Below are 24,184 nucleotides of genomic sequence, written 5' to 3'. Positions count from 1 at the left end.
CGTCAATCTGATGGAACGTTTTGCCAGCGGGCGATTTCTTACCCTCATAGGAAAGAAAACGTGCCCGGGACTGCCGAGACATGAAAGTGCGCCAGCAGAGCAAGACCGTCAACCTGCAAGCACTGCCGAGCTTTCTGGACGGCGGTGGCGAAGTCAGCTGCCTGTTGCAGGCGATGGACTGGCGGCAATCCCCGCTCGGGGCGCCGGACAGCTGGTCGCCCGTGCTGCAGTCGGTGGTGGCCATGCTGCTGCCGGCGCAGGCGCAGATTGTGTTGTTCTGGGGGCCGCAGTACATCGCGCTGTACAACGATGCCTACGGGCCAACCATCGGCAGCAAGCATCCCGGGGCGCTGGGCCGGCCTGGGCAGGAGCATTGGAGCGAACTGTGGGACGATCTCGAGCCGCTGTTGCGCGGGGTGCGTGAAACCGGCATAACCTTTTCGGCGCGGGACCGGCCGTTCTATATCGAACGGCATGGGTTGGGTGAAACCGCCTTTTTCGACGTCTCCTACTCCGCTGTGCGCGAGGCTGACGGTGGGGTGGGTGGTGTATTGTGCATCGTCACCGACACCACCGAGCGGGTACGTTTCCAGCAACGCCAAGCGTTTCTCCAGGAGCTGCGCCAGGCCTTGCCAGGCCTGGGCGAGGCCGAGCGCATCGAGGCCCACGCGGTGCGCCGGCTGGGTGAGGAGTTGGGCGCGGCGCGGGTCTGTTTCGGTGAGGACCTGGGCGATGGCCGGCGCTACCGGGTCGCCCAGGAGTGGGCCACCGAGGTGCCCTCGATGGTCGGCTTGAACCGGTATTCGGCCCTGGACCCGGTGTTGCACGAGGCGCTGCTGGCCGGTCAGGCGGTGCAGCGCAACTATGAGCCAAGCAAGAGCGCACCGGCACGGTTCAAGGGCTTGTGTGCGACATTGCACGTGCCGGTGCTGCGCGCCGAGCGCCTGGAGGCGGTGCTCGCGGTGCATTTCCATACCCCCCATGCCTGGGCCGAGAGCGAGTGCCTGCTGGTCCAGGAGGCCGCCCGCCAAGTCTGGTCGGCGGTCACCCATGCCCGCGCCGAGCGCGCCTTGCATGCACTCAACGAAAACCTGGAAGACCGGGTGGCCAAGATGCTTGCCCAGCGCGAAGCGTCGCTGTCGCTACTGCACGAAGCGCGCAAGATGGAGATGATTGGCCAGCTCTCCGGGGGCATCGCCCACGACCTCAACAACATGTTGACGCCGATCATCGCCTCCCTCGAACTGCTGCGCCGCCATCCTCAGTCGGAGCGCGCCGAGCGCCTGATCGATGGCGGCCTGCAGGCGGCCGAGCGGGCGCGCAACCTGGTCGGGCGCCTGCTCAGCTTTGCCCGGCGCCAGACCCTCAAGCCCACGACGGTATCGCTGGCGGCGCTGGTGGAGGAAATGCGAGAGCTGATCGTCCGCTCGTTGGGGCCTACCATTGCCATCGAGGTCAGTGTCGAGGCGGCGTTGCCAGGCGTGCTGGTGGATCCGCACCAGCTGGAGCTGGCGTTGCTGAACCTGGTGGTCAACGCCCGCGATGCCATGGGCGAGGGTGGCAAACTGACCATACGTGCCGGTCTCGACGGCGACGGTACGCCGAGGCCACCCGGCCTGCAGACAGGCCCGTTGGTGTGGCTGCAGGTTGCCGATAACGGCTGCGGCATGAGCGAGGACGTGCTGACGCATTGCATCGAGCCATTCTATTCGACCAAGGGCGTCGGCCGCGGCACCGGGCTGGGGCTGCCCATGGTGCAGGGCCTGGCGTTGCAGTCCGGCGGTGGCTTTGGCATTCGCTCGCGGGTAGGCGGGGGCACCGAAGCGACCCTGTGGCTGCCGGCCAGCGAGCAGGACGCGGTAGATGAAGTGGCCATGCCGGTCGAGGTCTCGCGGGCGCGACGCCCGACGCGCGTGCTGCTGGTGGATGACGAGCCGCTGGTGCGCCAGGCCACGCTCCTGCAACTGCGTGCCCTGGGGTACGAGGTGACCGAGGCCGAGGGCCCGGCCCAGGCCCTGGCGTTGCTGGACAAGGGGCTGTTGCCCGATGTGCTGCTGACCGACCATGTCATGGCCGAAACCACCGGCGTGCGTTTCGCCCAGCAGGTGCGCGAGCGGCTGGCGCAACTGCCGGTGTTGATCATCACCGGCTACGCCAACCTGACGCCACACGAGCTGCATGGCTTCGAGGTGCTGCGCAAGCCATTTCGCCAGGACGAGCTGGGACAGAGCCTGGCGCGACTGCTCAAGTCCTAGCCAACACATCCCCGAGCATCTGGCACACCTGTTCGGCCGAATAGGGCTTGGCCAGGAAGGCGAAACCCTGGTGGCCACCCTCGGCGATCGCCTCGCTGTAGCCGGAGGTGAGGATCACCGGTAGCTGCGGCTGGCTGTGACGCAGCTCCCTGGCCAGGGCAAGGCCGCCCATGCCCGGCATGACCACGTCGGAGAACACCGCATCGAATCCGCCCCGGGCGGCCGCGAGTTGGGCCAGCGCGTCCTCGGCCGAGGTCGCCCAACTGATCTGGTAGCCATGGTCGCGCAGGATCTGCGCGGTGAAACTGCCGACATCCGGGTTGTCCTCCACCACCAGGATGCGCTTGCGGTCGCCCTGTGGCGCCAGCTGCGCGGTCACGCCGGGCTCCTCGGCGTCAGGCTGGGACACCTGTGGCAGGTACAGGGTGAAGGTGGTGCCTTGTCCTTCGACGCTGACCACCCGCACATCGCCACCGGACTGCTTGACGAAGCCGAACACCTGCGACAGGCCCAGGCCGGTGCCCTGTCCGGAGGCCTTGGTGGTGAAGAACGGGTCGAAGATGCGCTCCAGCAGGTGCGGGGCGATGCCCACGCCGCCGTCGATCACCGAGATCGCCGCGAAGCGGTCGTCCTGTGCCGGCTGGCCGCGAATCTCAGGCAAATGCTGGTCGCCTTCAAGGCGCAGGCGCAAGGTGCCGACCCCGGCCATGGCGTCGCGGGCATTGATCATCAGGTTGATCACCGCGGTTTCCAGTTGGCCGAGATCGGCATGCACATGGCAGGGCGTGTCGGGCAACTCCAGGCTGACCTGGATACGTGCGCCAGTGGCGGTGTCGAGCATCTCGGCCATGGCCTTGAGCTGTGGGCCAGCATCGAACACCTGCGGACTGAGGGCCTGGCGCCGGGCAAAGGCGAGCAGTTGCCCGGTGAGCTTGGCGCCGCGGTCGACGGTGTCGGACACGATCTTGAAATAGCGGCTGCGGCGCGTTTCGTCGAGATCCGGGCGCTGCAGGAAGTGGAGGGAAGAGCGAATGATGGTCAGCAGGTTATTGAAATCGTGGGCCACGCCTCCGGTCAGCTGGCCGATGGCCTCGAGCTTCTGGGCCTGGCGCAGCACGGCCTCGGTGTGCAGGAGCTGCTCGGTACGCTCCTCCACACGTTGTTCGAGGGTGGCGTTGAGCGCCTCCAGGGCCGTCAGCGCCTCGCGCACCTGTGCGTTGGCCTGGACTCGCTGGATATGTGCCCAGCAGCGTCCGGTCACCTCGTTGAGCAGGGTCTGTTCGTAGCGGGTCCAGGTCCTTGGCAGCTTGTCGTGGATGGCCATCAGTGCGGTCAGGCGGCCTTCCTTGATCAATGGCATGCAAAGTGTCGCGGTGATGCCGATGGCCTGGAACGTCGCCGATTCGCAGGCCGGCAACTGCGTGAGGTTGTCGTTGATCACCAGCCCCAGTCCGGCGCGCAGGCGGCTGACGGCCAGCTCGCCGAAGTCGCCCAGGCGATATCGGCCGAGCTGGCGTGGTGAGCCAGGCGCGACCCAGTCGCCGCAGATGGTGAAGCCGTCCTGGTCAGGGTCCATAACGGCGTAGGCGCAGCTTGAAAGGTGCAGGTGCTCGCCCAGCAGGCGCGTGGTGATAGCCATGATCCGCTCCGGATCTGTGGCATTGGCCGCCGCTCGGCTGAGGGTGTCAAGAAAGTTCAGGCGTTGGTTGGCGACCACGCTGGCGGTGGTCTCGGTGACCGTGTCGATCATGCCGACCACCTGGCCGTCATGGTCGCGAATGGGGCTGTAGCAGAACGTGAAGTAGGCGCGCTCCGGGCTGCCGTGGCGCTCGATCAGCAGGGGAAAGTCCTCTATGTACACGGCTTCGCCATCGAGGGCGCGTTGTGCCAGATGGCGGATATCGCTCCAGGCTTCCTGCCAGACCGCGCTGAAGGGGCGGCCCAGGGCCGAGGGCTTGTTGCCGAGGATCTCGCTGAAAGCATCGTTGTGCAGGGTGATCAGCTCGTCGCCCCAGAGCACGGCCTGGGGAAAGCGCGAGGCCAGGCACAGGGCGACCGTGGTCTTGAGCACGTCAGGCCAGCTGGCCAGGGGGCCCAGGGGGGTAGACGACCAGTCGTGGTTGCGGATGCGCTCGGCCATGAGGCCGCCGCCGTCGAGCCATTTCGCCATGAGCGGTGCGGGTCCTTGTGCGTGAGAGCATCAGGGTGCACCGAGACGCGGCGCTTGGCGAGGGATTTTGTATGGGCCGTGCTGGCCCGCTTCCACTGATGCCGGCGTTCAATTGTGGGAGCGGGCTTGACCCAAGAGGCTATTCAGACCTTGAACTGCGCGATCAGGCCGTTCAGCTCCAGCGCCAATTGCGACAGGTCCTGGGCCGAGGCGCTGGTCTGGTTGGCCCCGGTCGTTGTCTGCAGCGCCAGGTCGCGGATGTTCACCAGGTTGCGATCCACTTCGCGCGCCACCTGGGCCTGTTGCTCCGTGGCACTGGCGATCACCAGGTTGCGCTGGTTGATCGAGGCGATGGTCCGGGCGATGAGCTCCAGGGCCTGACCGGCCGCTTGCGCCACCTCCAGGGTACCGCTGGCGCGGCCCTGGCTGCTGTGCATGGCGCTGACCGCACGCTCGGTGCCGCCCTGGATACCCCCGATCATCTGCTCGATTTCGGCGGTCGACTGTTGGGTGCGATGTGCCAAGGCACGCACCTCGTCGGCAACCACCGCAAAACCACGACCGGCCTCACCGGCGCGAGCGGCTTCGATGGCGGCGTTGAGGGCCAGCAGGTTGGTCTGTCCGGCGATCGAACCGATCACATCCAGTACCCGGGTAATCTCGTTGGCGCTGTTGGCCAATTGTTCGATCTCTTCCGCCGTGCCGGTGACATCGTCGACCAGGTGCTGGATCGAGGCGAGTGCCTGGTTGACCTGGTCTCGGCCTTCACGGGTGGCCTGGTCGGCGCCCTGTGAGGCCTCGGCAGTGCTCACGGCATTGCTTGCCACTTCCTCGACGGCGCTGGTCATCTGATTGACCGCTGTGGCGGCCTGGTCTATCTCGGTGCTTTGCTGCTGCAGGCCGCGGCTTGTGTCCTCGGTGACGGTGTGCAGCTCTTCGGAGGCCGAAGCCAGACGATCGGAGGACGCGGCGATCTTGCCGATGGTCTCGCGCAGGCTCTGTTGCATGCGCCGCAGGGCGTGCAGCAGCATCGCCGGCTCGTCGTGGCCGACCACCGCGATCTTTTGGGTCAGGTCACCGGTGGCGATACCCTCGGCCACGGCAACGGCCTCGGTCAGGGGCGCAACCAAACTGCGGGTGAACAGCACGGCGATGACGACCAGTACCAGGATGATCAGCACCAGTGAAACGACGAGTACGCGGAAGGCATCGTCGCCGACATCGCTGCTTCGCTGTGAGGCGGCTTGCGCACCTCGGTAGTTGAAGGCCACCAATGCCGCCATTGTCTCCATCATCTGGTCGGCCCGCTGGAGCAGCGGGCCGCTGATCTGCCGCCTGGCTTCAGCCATGCGGCCCTCGCTGATGTGTCCCAGTACCTGCTGCTGCAGGTCGGCGTACCGTTTGCGCGCCGCGATGAAGGCATTGAACAGGGCACGGTCCTCTTCGCCGTCGATAGTCGCCTCGTACGCCCGCAGGCTCTGGCGCAAAGCCTCGTCGATGCGGTTGAGCAACTGGATGCTAGCCCCCTCGCTGGTGCCATCCTCCAAGGCTGTGCGCAGGGTGGCGGCGCGTTCCTGGGTGAGGCTGGCGCCGACCTCGTTGAGTGCGATCACGGCCGGAAGCCAGTTGATACGGATTTCGTCGGTGGCGCTGTCCATCTGCTGGGTCTCATAGAGCGCGACGCTTCCCATGGACAGGACGAGAGCAGCCAGTAGGGTGAACAGGCAGGCTGCCCGTTTGCCGATTTTCATGTCTCGTAGAAGCATTGATGTTCCTTGATGTAAGAGAAATGCGTACATCAAGAGCATGATGGGATCTTGTGGGGGGCGAGTAGTCGGCGGGTATCACACCGTGTAACGGTTTTTTCCTATTTCTCACTCGCGTGAAACCCGCTGTGGGCGTGATCGCGGGACCCGCCGTCGGGGCCCGCGATGCTGTCCGAGACGCTTCAGACCTTGAACTGCGCCACCATCGCGTTCAGTTCCACCGCCAGGCGCGACAGGTCCTGTGCCGCCGCGCTGGTCTGGTTGGCGCCGGCCGAGGTCTGCATTGCCAGGTCGCGGATGTTCACCAGGTTGCGGTCCACCTCCCGCGCCACCTGGGCCTGCTGCTCGGAGGCGGTGGCGATGACCAGGTTGCGCTGGTTGATGGTGGCGATCGCTTCGGCGATCAGCTCCAGCGCCTGACCGGCCGACTGCGCCACGGCCAGGGTGCCGCTGGCGCGACCCTGGCTGTTGTGCATGGCGCTGACTGCGCGTTCGGTGCCAGTCTGGATGCCGTCGATCATCTGTTCGATTTCAGCGGTGGACTGCTGGGTGCGATGGGCCAAGGCGCGCACCTCGTCGGCGACCACGGCGAAGCCGCGGCCGGCCTCACCGGCGCGTGCAGCCTCGATGGCAGCGTTGAGTGCCAGCAGGTTGGTCTGCCCGGCGATGGCGCCGATCACATCCAGCACCTGGCTGATCTGGTTGGCGTGGCTGGCCAGTTGCTCGATCTCCCCGGAGGTACCGGTCACGTCATCGACCAAGTGCTGGATCGAGGCCAGCGCCTGGTTGACCTGGTCGCGACCATCACGAGTGGTGCGATCTGCGCCCTGGGAGGCGTCGGCGGTGCTCACGGCGTTGCTCGCTACTTCTTCGACGGCGGCGGTCATCTGGTTGACCGCGGTGGCGGCCTGGTCGATCTCGGCGCTCTGCTGGTGCAGGCCGCGGCTGGTGTCTTCGGTGACGGTGTGCAGCTCTTCGGAGGCCGAGGCCAGCTGATCGGAAGACGCGGCAATCCTGCGCAGGGTGTCGCGCAGGCTATGCTGCATGCGGCTCAGGGCGCCCAGCAGCAAGGCCGGCTCGTCGCGGCCGAGCACGACGATCTCGCGGGTCAGGTCGCCGGTGGCGACCCGCTCGGCCACGGCAACGGCGTCGGCCAGGGGCACGACGATACTGCGGGTGAGCAGGGTGGCGATGCCGATCAGCGACAGGGAAATCACGGCAATGGCGGCGATGATCAGGCTGAAGGCTTCGTCGGAGGCCGCGCTGCTGCGCAGCGAGGCTTGCTCGGCGCCCTTGGTGTTGTAGTCGACCAGCGCGGCCAGGGCTTTCATCATGCTGTCGGCGTACTCGGCCAGCGGGCCGTTGACCAGGCGTCGGGCCTCGTCCAGTCGGTCATTGCCGGCGGCGGCGCGGATGGCTTGCTGCAATGCGTGATAGCGTTCGCTCAGGCCCATGAAGGTGTCGAACAGGGCGCGGTCATCCGCAGCGTTGATGGTGCGCTCGTAAGCCTTGAGGTCGCTCTCGAGCTGCTGGTTGATCTGGACGATCTTGTCCAGGGTGGCGTGGCGGGCGCTGCTGCTGTCCTCCAGGACACTGCGCAGGGTCAGGGCGCGGGCCCGGCCGAGGTTGCTGCTGACCTCGCCCAAGGCGAGTACGGAGGGCATCCAGGTGAGACGGATTTCGTCGGTGGCGCTGTCCATCCGCCGGGTTTCGTAGAGGGCGATCAGGCCCAGGGCCAGGACCAGGACCCCGAGCAGGGTGAACATTCCTGCTGCCCGAATACCGATCTTCATGTTCCGTAACTGCATGCGACGCTCCTTGACGGTGGCTGGCAGGCGTCAAGAGCGCGGACTGACCGGGCTCGGCTGGAAAGGCTCTCGATGCACTGCGAAAGGGGTTATATCCTCACGGTTCATGTTGTTTTTTCTGAATGATGACATAACGCCACTATTATTGACCAGTCGTTCAATGTAATGACGCATGCAAACAGGCCCGTCACTTCCGGGACGGGCCTATTATTTTCGTTCATGCGACGATCGGAATCAGCGGGTCGGCCGCCGCCAGGGCCTGGGCGCGGTCAGCGGCTGGTGGGTAGATCCATACCGAGTTGATCTGGCGCTTTAGGTCCTTGCCTTCCTGGCCCTGCAGCTTCAGTTCGCGGGTCCAGCCTTCGCTGTACGCGGCGCCCCAGTCGCCAAGATCCAGGCAGGTGACGTACTTGGGCTGGCGGTACGCCACCGGCGCCACGCCCAGCAGGTCGGCCATGGCGTTGTTGCCGCTGTGGCGGCCCATGGGGATGGCGTGCTGGCAGGTCATCAGGGCGTGGTTGCCCAGTTCGTCCACCGCGGCCCAGGCCATGTCGCCGGTGGCGTAGATGTGCGTCTGGCCGATCACCTTGAGGTGTTCGTCGACCCGCAGGCGACCGAAACCGTCACGCTCGCCGGCCACCTGCGCGGTCAGCGGGCTGGCCTTGACGCCGGCAGTCCAGATCACGGTCTTGCTGGCGATGTACTCGCCGTTGTCCAGGGTCACGCCGCCAGCATCCACCGCCATCACCGAGGTGCCGGTCAGCCATTCGACACCCGCCTGTTCGCTGGCGGCGACAATGGCCGGGGTGATTCCGGCGCCGAGGGCGGCACCGACGCTGGCGCCACGGTCGATCAGCACCACGCGGGCCTGGCCTTCACCGAAGATGGCGCGCAGGCGCGACGGCATCTCAGTGGCGGTCTCGATGCCAGTGAAGCCGCCGCCGCAGACCACCACGGTGTTGCGTGCCGGCGAGGCGGGGAGGCTGGCCAGGCCGTGCAGGTGCTGTTCCAGGCGCATGGCCGATTCCATCTGGTCGACATCAAAGCTGTGCTCGGCCAGGCCCGGCACGGCGGGGCGGGCCACCTGGCTGCCGGCGGCGAGAATCAGACGGTCGTAGGCGAGCTGCTGCGGCAGGCCATCGGCATCGCGATAGCCGACCTGGCGGGCAGCACTGTCGATGCTGTCGGCGGTGCCATGGATGAATTCCACGCCCACCACGTCGAACAGTGCCTCCAGCGGTGCCTGCATGCCGTGGACAGCGGCTTCGTAGAAGCGTGGACGGATGCGCAGTTGCGGCTGTGGGGCGAGCACGCTGATGCGCACGTCGTCGCGCTGGGCCTGGTCAAGCAGGCGGGCGGCGCTCAGGGCGCTCCAGACACCGGCAAAGCCGGCACCGATGATCAGGATACGAGAGGTCATGTAGGTGCTCCGCAAGGGTAGGAAAAAGGGCTTCGATGAGGCGTTCACTGCCTGCCGCATAACTACGACTTTATTGGTCGTAGTTTTATTCGGCAAGTGTTTTTTTCCGGGGCGTGTTTTCGCAAGCGTTGATGTATCGGCTGTAGCTAGCGTGTTTATTGGCTTATGTGGGGGTGTTGATGTACTTGTGCGGCGACGACCGGCTTTGCCTGTCATCAATGAAGAGCGTACTATTTGCGACAGATTTGGTCGGAGATTGATATGTCCCTTTACAGCGCCGGCGTCGAATACGGCATCCACTGCCTGCTATTTTTGGTGGACGAGCGCGGCGATAGTCGCGAGTCCAGCGTGCGCGACCTGGCTGAGTTGCAGGGCGTACCCCAGGAATACCTGGCCAAGGTTTTTACCAAGCTGGCTCGTGCCGGACTGGTGGCGGCGACCGAAGGCGTGCGCGGTGGCTTCCGTCTGGCGCGACCCTCCGACGAGATCACCGTGCTGGATATCGTCACGGCTATCGACGGGCCGAAGAAACTCTTCGATTGCCGGGAGATCCGCGAGCGTTGCGCGGTGTTCGAAGGCACCGCGCCGACCTGGGCCACCGAAGGCACCTGCGCGATCCATGCGGTGATGCTGGGGGCGCAGAAGCGCATGGAGGAGGCGCTGGCCCAGCAGACCATCCTCGACCTGGCGCGGCGTTTCGGGCGCAAGGCGCCCGCCGAGTTCGGGCAGAAGGTCAATGACTGGATGAGCGAGCGGCGCGACGGCAAGGGCGGTGCCGGGGAGATTCCGTTGCAGACCGTCTGACGACTGGGGTCGGTTTGGCGGCGCAACGGAAAATTATACTCAACCTCAAGGTAAATCCTTGGCTGGGCGATCGGCGCGTAGGCGTCAAGCCGAGGTAAGCTGGCAGAAAAGATCCCGCGAGAGGTCAACGTGGCTTCCTATACCTTGCGCCAACTCAGATACTTCGTCACCACGGTGGAGGCCGGCAGCGTCGCCGAGGCCTCGCGCCAGCTGTATATCGCCCAGCCGTCGATTTCCACTGCGATCAAGAGCCTGGAAGAGAGCTTCGGCGTGCAGCTGTTTATCCGCCATCACGCCCAGGGCGTGTCGCTGACGCCCAGCGGCAAGCGCTTCTACGCCAAGACCCGGGCCCTGCTGCAAATGGCCCATGAGTTCGAGCAGAACGCCTTGGCCGACAACGACACGGTGGCCGGGCAGATCGACATCGGCTGTTTCGAGACCGTGGCGCCTTTGTACCTGCCGCGGCTGATCGCCGGTTTCCGCCAGCGTTATCCGGGGGTGGATATCCGCCTGCGCGACGGCGAACAGCAGGACCTGATCCAGGGCTTGACGGCGGGCACTTTCGATCTGGCGTTCCTCTACGACCATGATCTGGACGGCACCATCGAAACCGAGCCGCTGATGCCGGCGCAGAAACCCTATGTGCTGCTGCCGGAAAAGCACCGTTTTGCAGGGCAAACCCAGGTATCGCTGCGCGACCTGTGCCCGGAGCCGATGATCCTGCTCGATGTGGCACCAAGCCGCACCTACTTCGTCAGTCTGTTCAATGAGCTGGGACTGACGCCGAACATTGTCTTCAGTTCGCCGTCCATCGAAATGGTCCGGGGCATGGTGGGGCAGGGCTTCGGCTTCTCGTTGCTGGTGACCCGGCCGCACTCCGAGTTTACCTATGACGGGCAGCGCCTGGTGACCCTCGACATCACCGAGCCCGTGGCCCTGTCGGGCTTGGCGGCGGCGCACCTCAAGCGGGTGCAGCTGACCAAACCGGCGCAATTGTTCGTGGAGTTCTGCCGTGAGGAGCTGGCGCAGCTGTAGGTGGCGACCACCCGTCGCGAAATTGACGTTGACGATCGAACGTCGACCTGCCGGTGCTTTCTTCCACTAAGGTGCTAGAGGTACTTCGACGAAGTCATTGCCTGGGCGAATGGACCTGTACCCAGGCATGGGCAATATCAATTGGCGACACGCTAGTCGAGGGCGTACCACACCCAACAGGCCATCCAGTACAGAGAGGGTCGTACCATGTCGTTGATTGGCGTTTCAATGCTTGAGATGCGGCAGATGATCGAACAGGCCTGCCTGCCTGACCGCTGCGAGGTGAGCTGCCCGGACGGCGAACACCTTACCATTCGCCTGGGACAGGGCGAGAGCCTGGACAGCTGCCTGACCGTGACCGGCGTGCCTGTGGCCAGTCTCAATTCCTGCCATGATTTGTTGGGATTGGTCGCTCGTGTGAAAGCACAGCGTGACGTTCAGCCAAGTGTGCGTAAGGCTATCGCTTAGCGTAAGGTTTATTGCAGCTCAAGTAGCAGGTTGATTCCGCCATCGCCGCATTTGACGGAGTCGCGGACCAATCCGCGGTAGCTACGCCCCTCCCAGGCGAAGGCGACACTGTGGGCCTTTTCCATCTTCACCGGCAAAGGTGGTTGGATATGCAGGCGCAAAGCTGCGCGGCCTTGCAGATTGATGGCCGCCAACTGAACCTGGCATTCGGCGCGCTGGGCCATCGGTCCGAACAGGGTATCGCGGACGAAGTCCAGTTCCAGCAAGACGCAGGGGGCGCGGCAGGGCATCTTCATGGTGGCTTTCCGGGGGCAGAGGCATACCTCGAACGTTGGAAGCTTAAAAGCACAAGACGTTCAAAATATTTCAGCCTGTGCCTTTGCTGGACGCCGAGGAGCGGCCTTTTGCCGACGGCGATCCGCTATGGCGCGCCGAGAATCTCCAGCACTTTATCGCGCAGCTGATCGATGCTGAACGGCTTGCCAATCAGGTGCATGCCCTCGGGCACAGTAAAGCTCTCGGCATAGCCGCTGGCGAACAGCACCGGCAGCAGGGGCCGGACCTCGCGCACCTTGGCGGCCAGTTCCTCGCCGCGCAGGTCGGGCAGGCCGACGTCGGTCATCAACAGGGCCAGGGGCTGGTCGGGATCCTCGATGATCTTAAGGGCCGCGCCGGCGCTGTCGGCCTCGATGGCGGTGTAGCCCAGTTCGTCGAGCACTTCGACTATCAGCATACGTACGATGTCGTCGTCTTCGACTACCAGAAGGTGCATGGTGCGGGTCCTGTTTCGATGGATTGTCTCTACTCTGTGCGCAAGGCGATGGCAGAAGTTCCCAAGCTTAACGGCATGGGCAAATAGATGGAACGATTGCTGCAGACAGGCTTCAAATACTGGCTAAATGCCCTGCCAGATCCACCAAAGCTGGTTAGACTCGCTGTATTCTCCGGCCAGTCTGGCACAGGCAGTATTTACAAGACGTAGCCGTCGGACTGTTCAATGGATTTTTTTCACTCGGGCACTTTCAGATGATTCAAGCAGCCTCGATGGACCAACGCAGCTTTCGCAAACTGCTGAGCCGCAACGTCGGCCTGCCCCTGGGCGTGGGGCTACTCGGTGCCGTGGCGTTTGTCGCGGTGATCAACTACCTGCTCTCGGCCATGCAGTGGGTCGAGCACACCGACCGGGTGATCGGCAATGCCAACGAGGCGATCAAGCTGTCGATCGACATGGAGACCGGCATGCGCGGCTTCCTGCTGACCGGCGAGGAGCGCTTTCTGGACCCTTACGAGGTGGCCAAGCCACGTATCCTGGGTAGCCTGGACACGTTGAAGGTGATGGTGGCGGACAACCCTCAGCAAGTCGACCGTATCGACCGCATCGCGGCCTTGCAGCGCGAGTGGAACACCTTCGGCAACGAAATGATCAGTCAGCGCCGCAACCAGGGCGACGTAACGTCGTCGATCGGTCGTGGGCGGGGCAAGCGCCTGACTGACGAGATCCGCAGTGAATTCGACGCCTTCATCAACTCCGAGCAGCAATTGCGCACGACGCGCAACGAGACGGTGAGCACGGTTACGGTCACGGCGATCTCGGCCTTCATATTGTTCATCGTCACGCTCAGCGCCTTGCTCGCCTACCTGGGGCGGCGCGACCTGCTGGCATTGTCGTCCAACTACGTGGCGAACCTGGAGGCCCAGCAACGCGCCGCCGAGCGCCTGGAACACCAGGCCTGGCTGCGCGCCGGACAGACCCAGCTGGCCGAGCAGGTACTGGGGCAACTGACGTTGCCCATGCTCGGCGACAATATCCTGCGCTTCTTCGCCGGCTATCTGGGCAGCGTGGTCGGCGCACTGTACGTACGCGACGAACATGGCCAGTTGGTGCGCGTCGCCACCTATGGCCTGGACGCCGAACAGCAGGGTAGCGAGCCGCGCCTGGGCGATCATGCCGGCTTGTTGGGCGAGGCGGTGGTTCAAGGGCGCATGATGCGCCTGGACGCGTTGCCCGAGGACTACTACCGTTTGAGCTCGGGCCTGGGCCAGGGCCTGCCACGCAGCGGCGTGCTGGTGCCGTCCCACGACGATGGGCGGGTCAATGGTGTACTGGAACTGGGCTTCCTGCGCGCGCTGCAGGACCGAGACGTGGAGCTGCTGGAGCGGATCACCGAGAACCTGGGTATCTCCATCGAGAGCGCGCGCTACCGCCAGCGCCTGCAAGAGGTGCTGGCCGAGACCCAGCAGCTCAACGAGGAACTGCAGGTGCAGCAGGAGGAGCTCAAGACCGCCAACGAAGAGCTCGAGGAGCAGTCGCGGGTGCTCAAGGAGTCCCAGGCGCACCTGGAAACCCAGCAGGCGGAACTGGAGCAGACCAACGAGAAATTGGCCGAGCGCACCGAGGCCCTGGACCGCAAGAACAGTGAGCTCAACCAGGCCCAGGTCGAACTGCAGGCCCGTGCCGACGACCTGCAGCGTTCGAGCAAGTACAAGTCTGAGTTCCTCGCCAACATGTCCCATGAGCTGCGCACGCCGCTCAACAGCTCGCTGATCCTGGCCAAGCTGCTGGCCGAGAACGCCGAGGGCAATCTCAGCGGGGAGCAGGTCAAGTTTGCCGAGTCGATCTATTCGGCCGGCAACGACCTGCTGAACCTGATCAACGATATCCTCGATATCGCCAAGGTCGAGGCCGGCAAGATGGAGGTGCGCGCAGAGAGCACCCCGCTGGAACGCCTGGTCGAAGGCCTGCGGGGCATGTTCCAGCCGTTGGCCCAGGACAAGGGCCTGGGCTTCGAGGTGAAGCTCGAGCAACCTTTGCCGGCGACCCTGTTCACCGATCGCCAGCGCCTGGAGCAGATTCTGAAGAACCTGCTGTCCAACGCCATCAAGTTCACCGAGCGCGGCCAGGTCAGCCTGGGCATCAGCCACCAGGCCGGCCTGGGCATCGTCTTCGCGGTGCGCGATACCGGTATCGGCATCGCCGCCGACCAGCAGAAGGCGATCTTCGGCGCCTTCCACCAGGTCGACGGCACCAGCAACCGTCGTTACGGCGGCACCGGGCTGGGCCTGTCGATCTCCCGCGACCTGGCGCACCTTTTGGGCGGGCAGATCAACGTCGACAGCAGCCCGGGGCAGGGCAGCGTGTTCAGCCTGATCCTGCCCGAGCACTTCGAACCGTCGGCGCAGCAGGTCGAGGTGCACAGCCTGCGTCCTGCGGTCGATGAACTGCCGCCGGCACCGCCGGTACCGGCGCCGGTGCACACCGAGCGTCCGGCCCCGACCTTCGCCGACGACCGCGCCCAGGCGCCGTTCGACAACCGCTGCATCCTGGTGATCGAGGACGAGCCGAACTTTGCCCGCATCCTTTTCGACCTGGCCCACGAACTGGGCTATAGCTGCCTGGTCGCCCATGCCGCCGATGAAGGCTTCGAGCTGGCCGCGCAGTACCTGCCTGACGCCATCCTGCTGGACATGCGCCTGCCCGACCATTCCGGGCTCACCGTGCTGCAGCGCCTGAAGGAACAGGCCGCTACCCGGCATATCCCGGTGCATATCATCTCGGTCGAGGACCGCGTCGAGGCGGCCATGCACATGGGCGCGGTGGGCTACGCGGTCAAGCCCACCAGCCGTGAGGAGCTCAAGGCGGTGTTCGGTCGCCTGGAGGCCAAGCTCACGCAGAAGCTCAAGCACATCCTGCTGGTGGAGGACGATGACCTGCAGCGCGAGAGCATTGCCCGCCTGATCGGCGACGACGATATCCAGATCACCGCGGTGGCCATGGCCCAAGACGCCCTCGCATTGCTGCGCGAGAACATCTACGACTGCATGATCATCGACCTCAAGCTGCCTGACATGCTCGGCAATGAGCTGCTCAAGCGCATGACCGCCGAGGATATCCGCAGCTTCCCGCCGGTGATCGTCTATACCGGGCGCAACCTCACCCGCGAGGAGGAGGCCGACCTGCTCAAGTACTCGCGCTCGATCATCATCAAGGGCGCCCGTTCGCCCGAGCGCCTGCTCGATGAGGTGACGCTGTTCCTGCACAAGGTCGAGTCGCAGCTGTCCAACGAGCGCCAGCGCATGCTCAAGACCGCGCGCAGTCGCGACAAGGTGTTCGAGGGGCGCAAGATCCTGCTGGTGGACGACGACGTGCGCAACATCTTTGCCCTGACCAGCGCCCTGGAGCACAAGGGCGCCATCGTCGAGATCGGCCGTAATGGGCGCGAGGCCATCGAGTGCCTGGAGGCCAACGACGACATCGACCTGGTGCTGATGGACGTGATGATGCCGGAGATGGACGGTTACGAGGCCACCCGCCTGATCCGCCAACAGCCACGCTGGCGCAAGCTGCCGATCATCGCCGTGACCGCCAAGGCGATGAAGGACGACCAGCAGCGCTGCCTGCAGGCCGGGGCCAACGACTACCTGGCCAAACCGATCGACCTGGACCGCCTGTTCTCGCTGATCCGGGTTTGGCTGCCGCAATTGGAGCGAATCTGAAATCTTGACCAGTGAACGCAACACCGATATCGAGATCCGGCTGCTGATCGAGGCGATCTACCTCAAGTACAGCTACGATTTTCGCGATTACTCCGGCGCCTCGATCAAGCGCCGGATTCTCCACGCCGTGCGCCAGTTCGACTGCCGCACGGTGTCGGCGCTGCAGGAGCGGGTGCTGCACGACCCGGGCATGTTCCTCGAGCTGCTGCAATACCTGACGATCCCGGTCAGCGAGATGTTCCGAGACCCTGGTCATTTCCTCGCCCTGCGCAACGAAGTGGTGCCATTGCTGCGCACCTGGCCGTCGCTGAAGATCTGGATCGCCGGCTGCAGTACCGGCGAGGAAGTGTACTCAATGGCTATCCTGCTGCGTGAGGAGGGCCTGCTGGAACGCACCATCCTTTACGCCACCGACATCAATCCGCACTCGCTGGAGCGCGCCAAGCAGGGCATCTACTCGATGCAGGTCATGAGCGAGTATGAGGAGAACTACCGCAAGGCCGGTGGTCGACGGGATTTCTCCGAGTACTACACCGCCGCCTATGGCAACGCCATCATGGACTCCAGCCTGCGTGACAACGTGACCTTCGCCGACCACAGCCTGGCCACCGATAGCGTGTTCTCCGAGACCCAGCTGGTGTCGTGCCGCAACGTGCTGATCTACTTCAACAAGGGCCTGCAGGACCGTGCCCTGGGCCTGTTCCACGAGTCGCTGTGTCACCGCGGCTTCCTGGTGCTGGGGAGCAAGGAGTCGGTGGACTTCTCGGCCTACAGTGAAGGCTTCGAGCCGCTGGTGCGGCCCGAGCGGATTTACCGCAAGACATGAACGGCGTGCGCGCAATCGTCATCGGCGCCTCGGCGGGCGGCGTCACGGCGCTGTTCAGCGTGCTTGGCGCGTTGCCGGCGGATTTCGCCATTCCGGTGCTGTGCGTGTTGCACCTGCCGGACGACCGCCACAGCCAGCTCGCCGAGGTGCTGCAGCGGCGTCTGCAGCGGCCGGTGCACGAAGCCCTCGACAAGGCGCGGATCGAACCGGGCCAGATCTACGTGGCGGGACCGGGCTATCACTTGTCGGTCGAGCGCGACTTCAGTTTCTCGCTCAGCCAGGAAGCGCCAGTGCATTTTTCGCGTCCGGCGATCGATTTTCTTTTCGAGTCGGCCGCCGATGCCTATGGCACGGGCCTGCTTGGCGTGCTGTTGACCGGGGCCAACGAAGACGGCGCCCGCGGACTGTTGCACATCAGACAAAGCGGAGGCCGGACAGTTGTCCAGGACCCCCGCGACGCACAGGTCGCGTTGATGCCGGAAGCCGCACTGGCCCTGCACGACCCCGACCATATCCTTTCCCTTGGCGGTATCGGGCAGTTGCTCGCTACCCTGGAATCCAGCGCATGCTAAGCCACATTACCGCGAAACTGCTGATCGTCGACGACCTGCCGGAGAACCTGCTGGCCCTCGACGCCCTGATCCAGGGCGAGGACCGCGAGGTGCACCAGGCGCAGTCAGCCGAGCAGGCCTTGTCGCTGCTGCTCGAACACGAATTCGCCCTCGCCATTCTCGATGTGCAGATGCCGGGCATGAATGGCTTCGAGCTGGCCGAGCTGATGCGCGGCACGGAAAAGACCCGCAACATCCCCATCGTCTTCGTCAGCGCCGCCGGGCGCGAGATGAACTATGCCTTCAAGGGTTACGAGAGCGGCGCCGTGGACTTCCTGCACAAACCTCTGGAACCCCTGGCGGTGAAGAGCAAGGTATCGGTGTTCGTCGACCTGTTCCGCCAGCGCAAGGCCCTGGATCGCCAGTTGCAGGCCCTGGAGCAGAGCCGCCAGGAGCAGGAGCTGCTGCTGGCCCAGCTGCAGCTGGCGCGTGGCGAGCTTGAGCGCGCGGTGCGCATGCGTGATGACTTCATGTCGATCGTCTCCCACGAGGTGCGCACGCCGCTCAACGGCTTGATCCTGGAAACCCAGCTGCGCCGCCTGCACTTGTCCCGTGGCAACCTGGCGGCGTTCAGCGAGGACAAGCTCAAGGCCATGGTCGAGCGCGACGAGCGCCAGATCAACAGCCTGATCCGCCTGGTCGAGGACATGCTCGATGTCTCGCGGATCCGTACCGGCAAGCTGTCGATCCGCCCCCGGACCTTCGACCTCGGTCAGCTTGTACGGGGGCTGGTGGAGAACTTCGCCGCCCAGGCTGGCGCGGTGGACACCCCTCTCGAACTGCAGCGCTGTGACGCCCTGCAGGGCGAGTGGGACGAGTTTCGGATTGAACAAGTGGTGGCCAACCTGTTGTCCAATGCCTTGCGCTATGGCGATCGCAAACCGGTACAGGTGCGGGTGTTCGAAGAAGCCGACATGGCCTGTGTGCAGGTGCAGGACCATGGCATCGGCATCGATGCCCAGCACCTGCAGCGGATCTTCCAGCAGTTCGAGCGCGTCGCCGCGCAGCAGGCCACGGGCGGTCTGGGCCTGGGCCTGTACATCTCCGAGCAGATCGTCCTGGCCCATGGCGGGCGGATCCAGGTCGACAGTCAGGCCGGTGTCGGCTCGACCTTCACCGTGCATCTGCCGCTGTCGGCACAGTCGCAACAATGTGACCCCGCCCGCGCAACCTCTGCGTAGCGCTGGGGTCTGATGGCCAACCTGTTGAATTTGAAGGCGTTGTCATGAGTGAAGATGCACAAGATGTAGTACTGGTGGTCGAGGATGAGCCGGCTATCCGCATGATCCTGCGCGATTACCTGGCCGGCGAGGGCTACCACGTGCTGGTGGCCGAGGACGGGGAGGAGGCGTTCGCGATCCTGGCGAGCAAGCCGCACCTGGACCTGATGGTCACCGACTTCCGCTTGCCTGGCGGGATTTCCGGGGTCGAGATCGCCGAGCCTGCGGTGAAGCTGCGCCCGGACCTGAAGGTGATCTTCATCAGTGGCTACCCCGCGGAGATCGCCGAGTCGGGCAGCCCGATCGCGCGCCAGGCACCGATCCTGGCCAAACCGTTCGACCTTGATACCTTGCACGAGCAGATTCAGGCGTTGTTGCGCTAGGCCAGGCACTTGGCATCGGCGTTGCCGGTGTTCGCGGGCAAGTCTGCTGCAACGGGGAGCGTAGGACAGCCGCCCTCAGGCGAAAATGCATGCGTCAGGGGGAGCCGGCTTGCCGGCGAAAGGGCCGCTGAGCGGCCCCATTGCGACAAGTGGTATCTCAACCAACCTGCGTGCGCAACAGCGCCATGGCCCGGTCGACCTGCTGCTCGTCATTGAGCAGGCTCGGCGCAAAGCGGATTACCGGCCCGACATCGCGGTCCACGGCATCGACCATGACCTTGTTGGCGTTGAGATAAGCCGCCACGGCGTCGGGGTCGCGGTCCTTGATACTGAAAAAGGTGAAGCCGGCGGAGAACTCGCGGCTGGTAGGCGTCACCAGCTCGATGGCGCGGTGCTCGGCCAGGCGCGCCTTGAGGTAGTCGTTGAGCTGGTGGATGCGCGCCTGGATATCGGCCTTGCCAAGCGCCAGGTGCAGCTTGAAGGCCTCGCCTAGCGCCCAGCGGTGCTCGAAGGCGTGATAGCCGCCCGGCGTCATGATGGTGCCGAAGTCTTCGTTGCGCGAGAAGGTGGCGAAGGTCGGCGTCAGGTGCTGCATCTGCTCCGAGGCTGCGCAGATGATTCCCGTGCCCCGCGGGCCGAACATCCACTTGTGGGTGCCGGCGATGAACCAGTCGCAGTTGAAGTCGGCAAAGCGCACGTTTTCCACGCCAAAACCATGCACGCCATCGACCACGTAGAGGATGCGCTCGGCCTCGTCGCGGTTGCGGTTGTGCTGGCGTACCAGCTCGCCGATGGCGCCCACTGGCAGCTTGACGCCGCTGCCCGAATGTACCCAGGTCATGCCCAGCACCCGAGTCTCGGGGCGGATGCTGCGGTCGATCAGGCTCAGTACGCGGTCGGTGGAAACCTCGCCGGGCTTGTCGAACAGGCGCAGCTTGCGCACCTGGGTACCGTGCTGGCGCTGGCGAAACGCCAGGCAGTTGTGGGTCGAGTAGTGCTCGTGCTCGGTGGTGAGGATCTCCTGGTGCGGCGCCACGTGCAGGCCGCCGTAGATCATGCCGAGGCCCTCGGTGGTGCTGCCGGTCAGGGCGATCTGGCGCGGGCGCACCTCCAGGTAGCGGCCTGCCCATTCACGGACCTCATCCTCGCGCTGCCATTCGTACTGGCTTTCCCAGTCCATGCACAGGGCCGGGTTGCGGTCCAGGGTGGCGCGATGACGGTTGATCGCCTCCTGCACCGGGCGTGGGTGGGCGGTGATCAGGAAGTTGGCGAAGTGCGCGACATCGGGCGCCAGGGGGAACAGTTGGCGCAGTTGGCGCCATTTGTCCGGGCCTTGCAGTGTCGGTGACGTCGGATCGGCGGCCAGGGCGCTGGGCAGCAAGGGCAGGCTGGCCGCCAGGGCGGCGGCCTGCTTGAGGAAGGCGCGCCGGTCAGTCATGGCGGGCTTCCCGGTTTTTGTCAAGCAGGGCCACCGGGTTGGCGGCTTTTTGCACCTGCCCCCACACACGCAGGAAGTTGCCCGCCCAGAGCTTGGCGATATCGGTTTCGGAGTAGCCGCGGGTCAGCAGCTCCGCGGTCACGTTGCGGATCTCGCCGACATTCATGAAGCCTGTGACGCCGCCGCCATCGTTGAAGTCGGAGCTGATGCCGACATGGTCGATGCCCATCTTCTTCACGGCGTAGTCGATGGCGTCGACGTATTCCTTGAGGCCGGCGCGGGGCTCCTCGTCGACGATGGCGTAGAGGCTGCTGGCATATTCGCCGAAGCGCGCCTCGGGCCAGATGGCGATGATCGGATCGCCCGGCATCAGCGCGTTGGTCAGGCCTTGCAGCGGTTGCAGGTCGAAGCGTGCGCGCAGGGCCTCGAGTTTTTCCAAGGTCGGCTTGCTCAGCGGCTTGAGGTAGGTGGTGAAGGCCACGACTTGCAGCACGCCGCCGCTGTCCTTGATCAGCTGCATCTCCTTGTCGGAGAGGTTGCGAGGGATGTCCACCAGCGCCCGCGGCGCCGAATGCGAGGCGACGAACGGCGCGCGGCTCAGGCGGGCCACATCTTCCAGGGCAAGGGTGGACATCTGCGAGACGTCGATGATCACGCCCAGGTCGTTGAGCCGCTTGACCGCCTGTTCGCCCAGGGGTGACAAGCCGCCGAGGGCGTCGGGGGTGTCGTTGAAGAACGGTAGCGGGCGCGATGAGTCGGCCCAGGCGTTGTTGCCGGTGTAGCTGAAGCCGAACATGCGCATGCCGCGCTTGCTCCACAGGTCGAGCTGAGACAGGTCGCTGCCTAGCGGGTAGGCGTTGAGCATGCTGATGAAGATGGCGAACTTGCCTTCGCCGTTCAGGCGGCGGAAGTCGTCGGGGGTGTAGGCGATGCCGACCTGATTGGGGAAGTCGCGCACGATTCCGCTGATGATCTTGTAGCGCACTTCCTGCTGGTTGCGGGCCTCGTCGACGAAGCCCGGGGTTGGGCGGTGCGGCGCGTTCGGGCCGTTCCACAGCTCGGGCCAGCCGAAGATGGTCAGTGCCGCGCCCGACAGCCGACCCTTGGCCGCTTTGGCCAGGTCGAACTGGCCACGACCGTCCTTGTCTGCCTCGTAGCCGTCGCTGCCGTAGCCCAGCGGCACGGTGACATGGCTGTCGAAGGAAAGCATATGTTCGTGCAGGTCGTTGGCTTGCTGCACGATCGCACGGGGATAGCCGCTGTCCTGCTTCCAGAAGTAGTAGCCGGCGGCTGCGCCCAGGGCGGCCACCAGGGCCAGGGGCAGGCCGATGTACAGGGCTTTGCGGGAACGGGTCTTGGTCATTGCCATCTCGTTGCGGGGCTGATCGGGTCGGTCTGCCGGCGGGGCAGGGCCTGGGTATCAGGTGGACGAACGAGTGGTGGGCAAATTTACTTCGAGAGGTGAGCGCCGCCGGTCAGGCCTGTTTTCACTGATTGATGATTTAAGAACGAGGAGGCCTGGCCGATAACTGTCATGTAAGAATTCACCTCAAGGAAGGTAAGAAATGGTTGGAATAACCGCAGCCAATCTCAACATCCCCAGCGTTGCTGGCGCCACGTCTTCGGGCGCATCGGCCAACTCGAACGCCTCGCCCGGCACACCCTCGGTCGACGAGCGGGGCGGCCTGGTGTTCAAGGGCGACACATTCAAGAACGAGACCAAGGCCGCAGAGATCGAAAGCAGCCTGGAAAGTAATGAAGATCCGGCCATCAAGGAGCAGCGCGAACAGATTAAGCGCCTGCAGAAGCAGCTGGCCGAAGAGCAGAAACAACTGGCCCAGTTGATGGAACAAGCCAGGCGCGACCCGTCCAAGATGGCGGCGGTCACGGCCAAGCAGGCCAGTATCGCCACCCTCACCGGACTGATCATGGCGGCAACCGCGCAACTGCTCGAAGCGCTGCGCCAAGCCGGGGGCACCAGCGCCGGCGGCTCGGTCGACACCAGCGCCTGAGGCGAGGGTCAACGCTACAGGGGCTGCCTTGCAGCCCCTTGGTCAGGTCTTCAGTCCACCGCCACGCGGGCGCGGTTCTGCCGCTCGCTCTTGTACTGCATGGCCACTGCCGGCGCCGGCTTGGCCGCGCCGGTCTCCAGCCACTGACGCATGCGGCTGGCGTCGGCGAAGTGGGTGTACTTGCCGTAGGCGTCGAGAATCACCATGGCCACCGGACGGTTGTCCATCTTCGTCAGCAGCACCAGGCAATGCCCCGCTTCGTTGGTGAAGCCGGTCTTGGTCAGGGCGATGTCCCAGTTGCTCTTGTTCACCAGATGGTCAGTGTTACGGAAGCCCAGGGTGTAGTTAGGCTTACGGAACGCCACGGTCTTCTCGCGGGTGGTCGACAGCTCGCTGAGCATCGGGTACTTGCGCGAGGCCATCAGCAGCTTGGCCAGGTCCTGGGCGGTGGACACGTTCAGGGTCGACAGGCCGGTCGGCTCGACGTAGCGGGTGTGGCTCATGCCCAGGCTGCGGGCCTTGGCGTTCATCGCCTTGATAAACGCGCCATAGCCGCCGGGGTAGTGGTTGGCCAGGGTGTTGGCCGCGCGGTTTTCCGACGACATCAGGGTAATCAGCAACGTCTCGCGACGGTTCAGCTCGCTGCCAAGGCGCACCCGCGAGTACACGCCCTTCATCTCCGGGTTATTGGCGATGGTCATGCTGAGCATTTCGTCCATGGGCAGCTTGGCGTCGAGCACGACCATCGCGGTCATCAGCTTGGTGACCGAGGCGATGGGCCGCACGCGATCGGCGTGGCTGGCGTACAGCTCCTTGTTGGTGTTGAGGTCGATCAACAGGGCGCTGCCGGAGGCCAGGTGCAGCTTGCTTGGGTCGCGCTGGACCTGGGCCGGGGGTTGTGCAGCAGCGGTCGACGGTAGGGTCGCGGTTCCTGTGAGCAACAGCAGCAGGCTGAGGATGGACAGGGAAGTTTTCACGTTGAGGCTCACTAAATGTTGGTATGTCGTTGGCTGTGCAAGGGTTTTCCCCCAAAAAACCGTTGCATTCTGGAGTATGGCTCAGCGGCTGTCGAATGCCTTATATCTAAAGGGCGCAACGTGAACGAAATTTAATCCTGTACCAATTCTGTACCAATTACCGCTGCCTCAAGCTTGGCCAGCTCGGACCAATCGTTCGCTGAATTCAGCCACTTCGCGTAGGTGGTGAGTAGGACCTGGACGGAGTGTCCAAGCTGTCCGGCGATGAATGCCGGGTTCATTCCTGACATGAGGCACATCGTGGCATAGGCGTGCCTGCAGTTGTACTGTGGGCTGGCCCGAATTGAGGTCGCTTCGACCGCCTGGTTGATGAAACCAGGCATGCTGCTGCCTTTCATGTGAGGGGACCTGCCGGCAGGCTGAAAGATGAACGGTGATTCAGCGGACACCCGCCTACCGTTTCGCTTTCGAGCGCTTGCAATCTCCCGGGCTCGTCC

Annotated in this window: 20 protein-coding genes; 10 read left to right on the top strand and 10 right to left on the bottom strand. The window is 64.5% G+C overall.

The features are described 5' to 3' along the window. Positions 1–80: 80 nt before the first annotated feature. Positions 81–2,255, top strand: coding sequence for an ATP-binding protein (locus tag AC25M7_RS04140; protein ID WP_028689392.1), 2,175 nt, complete (start codon positions 81–83; stop codon positions 2,253–2,255). On the opposite strand, the gene AC25M7_RS04135 is transcribed toward AC25M7_RS04140, so the two are convergent. From AC25M7_RS04135 to AC25M7_RS04120, 4 genes are all read right to left on the bottom strand, one after another. Then, complete coding sequence (locus tag AC25M7_RS04135; protein ID WP_028689393.1) at positions 2,245–4,425, bottom strand: ATP-binding protein; 2,181 nt, start codon at positions 4,423–4,425, stop codon at positions 2,245–2,247. The genes AC25M7_RS04140 and AC25M7_RS04135 overlap by 11 nt on opposite strands. A 143-nt stretch (positions 4,426–4,568) precedes the next feature. Beyond that, positions 4,569–6,191, bottom strand: coding sequence for a methyl-accepting chemotaxis protein (locus AC25M7_RS04130; RefSeq protein ID WP_028689394.1), 1,623 nt, complete (start codon positions 6,189–6,191; stop codon positions 4,569–4,571). A gap of 182 nt (positions 6,192–6,373) precedes the next feature. Further along, positions 6,374–7,957, bottom strand: a complete 1,584-nt coding sequence (locus tag AC25M7_RS04125) for a methyl-accepting chemotaxis protein (protein ID WP_425048710.1) — start codon at positions 7,955–7,957, stop codon at positions 6,374–6,376. A gap of 259 nt (positions 7,958–8,216) precedes the next feature. Then, a complete protein-coding gene (locus AC25M7_RS04120; RefSeq protein ID WP_307945465.1) occupies positions 8,217–9,419 on the bottom strand; it encodes an NAD(P)/FAD-dependent oxidoreductase in 1,203 nt (400 codons plus the stop codon). A 261-nt stretch (positions 9,420–9,680) separates the two neighbouring features. Here AC25M7_RS04120 and AC25M7_RS04115 point away from each other — a divergent pair, with 261 nt between their 5' ends. The 3 genes from AC25M7_RS04115 to AC25M7_RS04105 all read left to right on the top strand — a co-directional run bounded on the left by AC25M7_RS04115 (position 9,681) and on the right by AC25M7_RS04105 (position 11,726). Further along, entirely contained in the window at positions 9,681–10,223 is a 543-nt protein-coding gene (locus tag AC25M7_RS04115) for an RrF2 family transcriptional regulator (RefSeq protein WP_028689397.1), read from the top strand. Positions 10,224–10,352: 129 nt separating this feature from the next. Beyond that, positions 10,353–11,258, top strand: coding sequence for a LysR family transcriptional regulator (locus tag AC25M7_RS04110; protein ID WP_028689398.1), 906 nt, complete (start codon positions 10,353–10,355; stop codon positions 11,256–11,258). A 207-nt stretch (positions 11,259–11,465) separates the two neighbouring features. Further along, positions 11,466–11,726, top strand: coding sequence for a DUF1652 domain-containing protein (locus AC25M7_RS04105; RefSeq protein ID WP_028689399.1), 261 nt, complete (start codon positions 11,466–11,468; stop codon positions 11,724–11,726). Between the two features lie 8 nt (positions 11,727–11,734). On the opposite strand, the gene AC25M7_RS04100 is transcribed toward AC25M7_RS04105, so the two are convergent. Both AC25M7_RS04100 and AC25M7_RS04095 read right to left on the bottom strand, forming a co-directional pair. Next, positions 11,735–12,022, bottom strand: coding sequence for a hypothetical protein (locus tag AC25M7_RS04100; RefSeq protein WP_028689400.1), 288 nt, complete (start codon positions 12,020–12,022; stop codon positions 11,735–11,737). 125 nt (positions 12,023–12,147) lie between these two features. Next, a complete protein-coding gene (locus tag AC25M7_RS04095; RefSeq protein ID WP_028689401.1) occupies positions 12,148–12,498 on the bottom strand; it encodes a response regulator in 351 nt (116 codons plus the stop codon). A gap of 254 nt (positions 12,499–12,752) precedes the next feature. Between AC25M7_RS04095 and AC25M7_RS04090 the strand changes: the two genes are divergently transcribed. Genes AC25M7_RS04090 through AC25M7_RS04070 form a run of 5 tightly spaced genes read left to right on the top strand, consistent with a single transcriptional unit; the run spans position 12,753 to position 19,260 of the window. Then, the gene (locus tag AC25M7_RS04090; RefSeq protein WP_197866679.1) at positions 12,753–16,220 is read left to right on the top strand and encodes a response regulator; all 3,468 of its coding nucleotides are present in this window, start codon (positions 12,753–12,755) and stop codon (positions 16,218–16,220) included. A 4-nt stretch (positions 16,221–16,224) separates the two neighbouring features. Further along, on the top strand, positions 16,225–17,046 hold the full coding sequence (locus AC25M7_RS04085; RefSeq protein ID WP_028689403.1) for a CheR family methyltransferase: 822 nt from the start codon (positions 16,225–16,227) through the stop codon (positions 17,044–17,046). Then, positions 17,043–17,618 carry a chemotaxis protein CheB gene (locus AC25M7_RS04080; RefSeq protein ID WP_028689404.1) on the top strand — a complete coding sequence of 192 codons (576 nt, stop codon included), beginning with the start codon at positions 17,043–17,045 and terminating at the stop codon, positions 17,616–17,618. Before AC25M7_RS04085 ends, AC25M7_RS04080 begins: the two co-directional genes overlap by 4 nt. Further along, positions 17,612–18,838: a hybrid sensor histidine kinase/response regulator gene (locus tag AC25M7_RS04075; RefSeq protein ID WP_028689405.1), complete on the top strand. Its 1,227-nt coding sequence runs from the start codon at positions 17,612–17,614 to the stop codon at positions 18,836–18,838. The genes AC25M7_RS04080 and AC25M7_RS04075 overlap by 7 nt, the downstream gene beginning before the upstream one ends. A gap of 44 nt (positions 18,839–18,882) precedes the next feature. Beyond that, entirely contained in the window at positions 18,883–19,260 is a 378-nt protein-coding gene (locus AC25M7_RS04070) for a response regulator (RefSeq protein ID WP_028689406.1), read from the top strand. A gap of 157 nt (positions 19,261–19,417) precedes the next feature. Here AC25M7_RS04070 and pvdN read toward each other — a convergent pair whose 3' ends face one another. After that, entirely contained in the window at positions 19,418–20,698 is a 1,281-nt protein-coding gene (gene pvdN / locus AC25M7_RS04065; RefSeq protein WP_197866678.1) for a pyoverdine-tailoring periplasmic protein PvdN, read from the bottom strand. Further along, complete coding sequence (gene pvdM / locus AC25M7_RS04060; protein ID WP_036985841.1) at positions 20,691–22,061, bottom strand: pyoverdine-tailoring dipeptidase-like protein PvdM; 1,371 nt, start codon at positions 22,059–22,061, stop codon at positions 20,691–20,693. The genes pvdN and pvdM overlap by 8 nt, the downstream gene beginning before the upstream one ends. Positions 22,062–22,263: 202 nt before the next feature. Between pvdM and AC25M7_RS04055 the strand changes: the two genes are divergently transcribed. Further along, positions 22,264–22,710: a hypothetical protein gene (locus AC25M7_RS04055; protein WP_028689408.1), complete on the top strand. Its 447-nt coding sequence runs from the start codon at positions 22,264–22,266 to the stop codon at positions 22,708–22,710. Positions 22,711–22,760: 50 nt separating this feature from the next. Here the strand turns inward: AC25M7_RS04055 and pbpG are convergent, their stop codons facing one another. Beyond that, on the bottom strand, positions 22,761–23,687 hold the full coding sequence (gene pbpG, locus AC25M7_RS04050; RefSeq protein WP_028689409.1) for a D-alanyl-D-alanine endopeptidase: 927 nt from the start codon (positions 23,685–23,687) through the stop codon (positions 22,761–22,763). Between the two features lie 131 nt (positions 23,688–23,818). Then, positions 23,819–24,085, bottom strand: coding sequence for a site-specific integrase (locus tag AC25M7_RS04045; RefSeq protein ID WP_241411056.1), 267 nt, complete (start codon positions 24,083–24,085; stop codon positions 23,819–23,821). Between the last annotated feature and the right edge of the window lie 99 nt (positions 24,086–24,184).

The sequence above is a fragment of the Pseudomonas sp. P106(2024) genome, from assembly GCF_057480815.1.
This window is presented reverse-complemented; position numbering and strand designations above follow the sequence as displayed.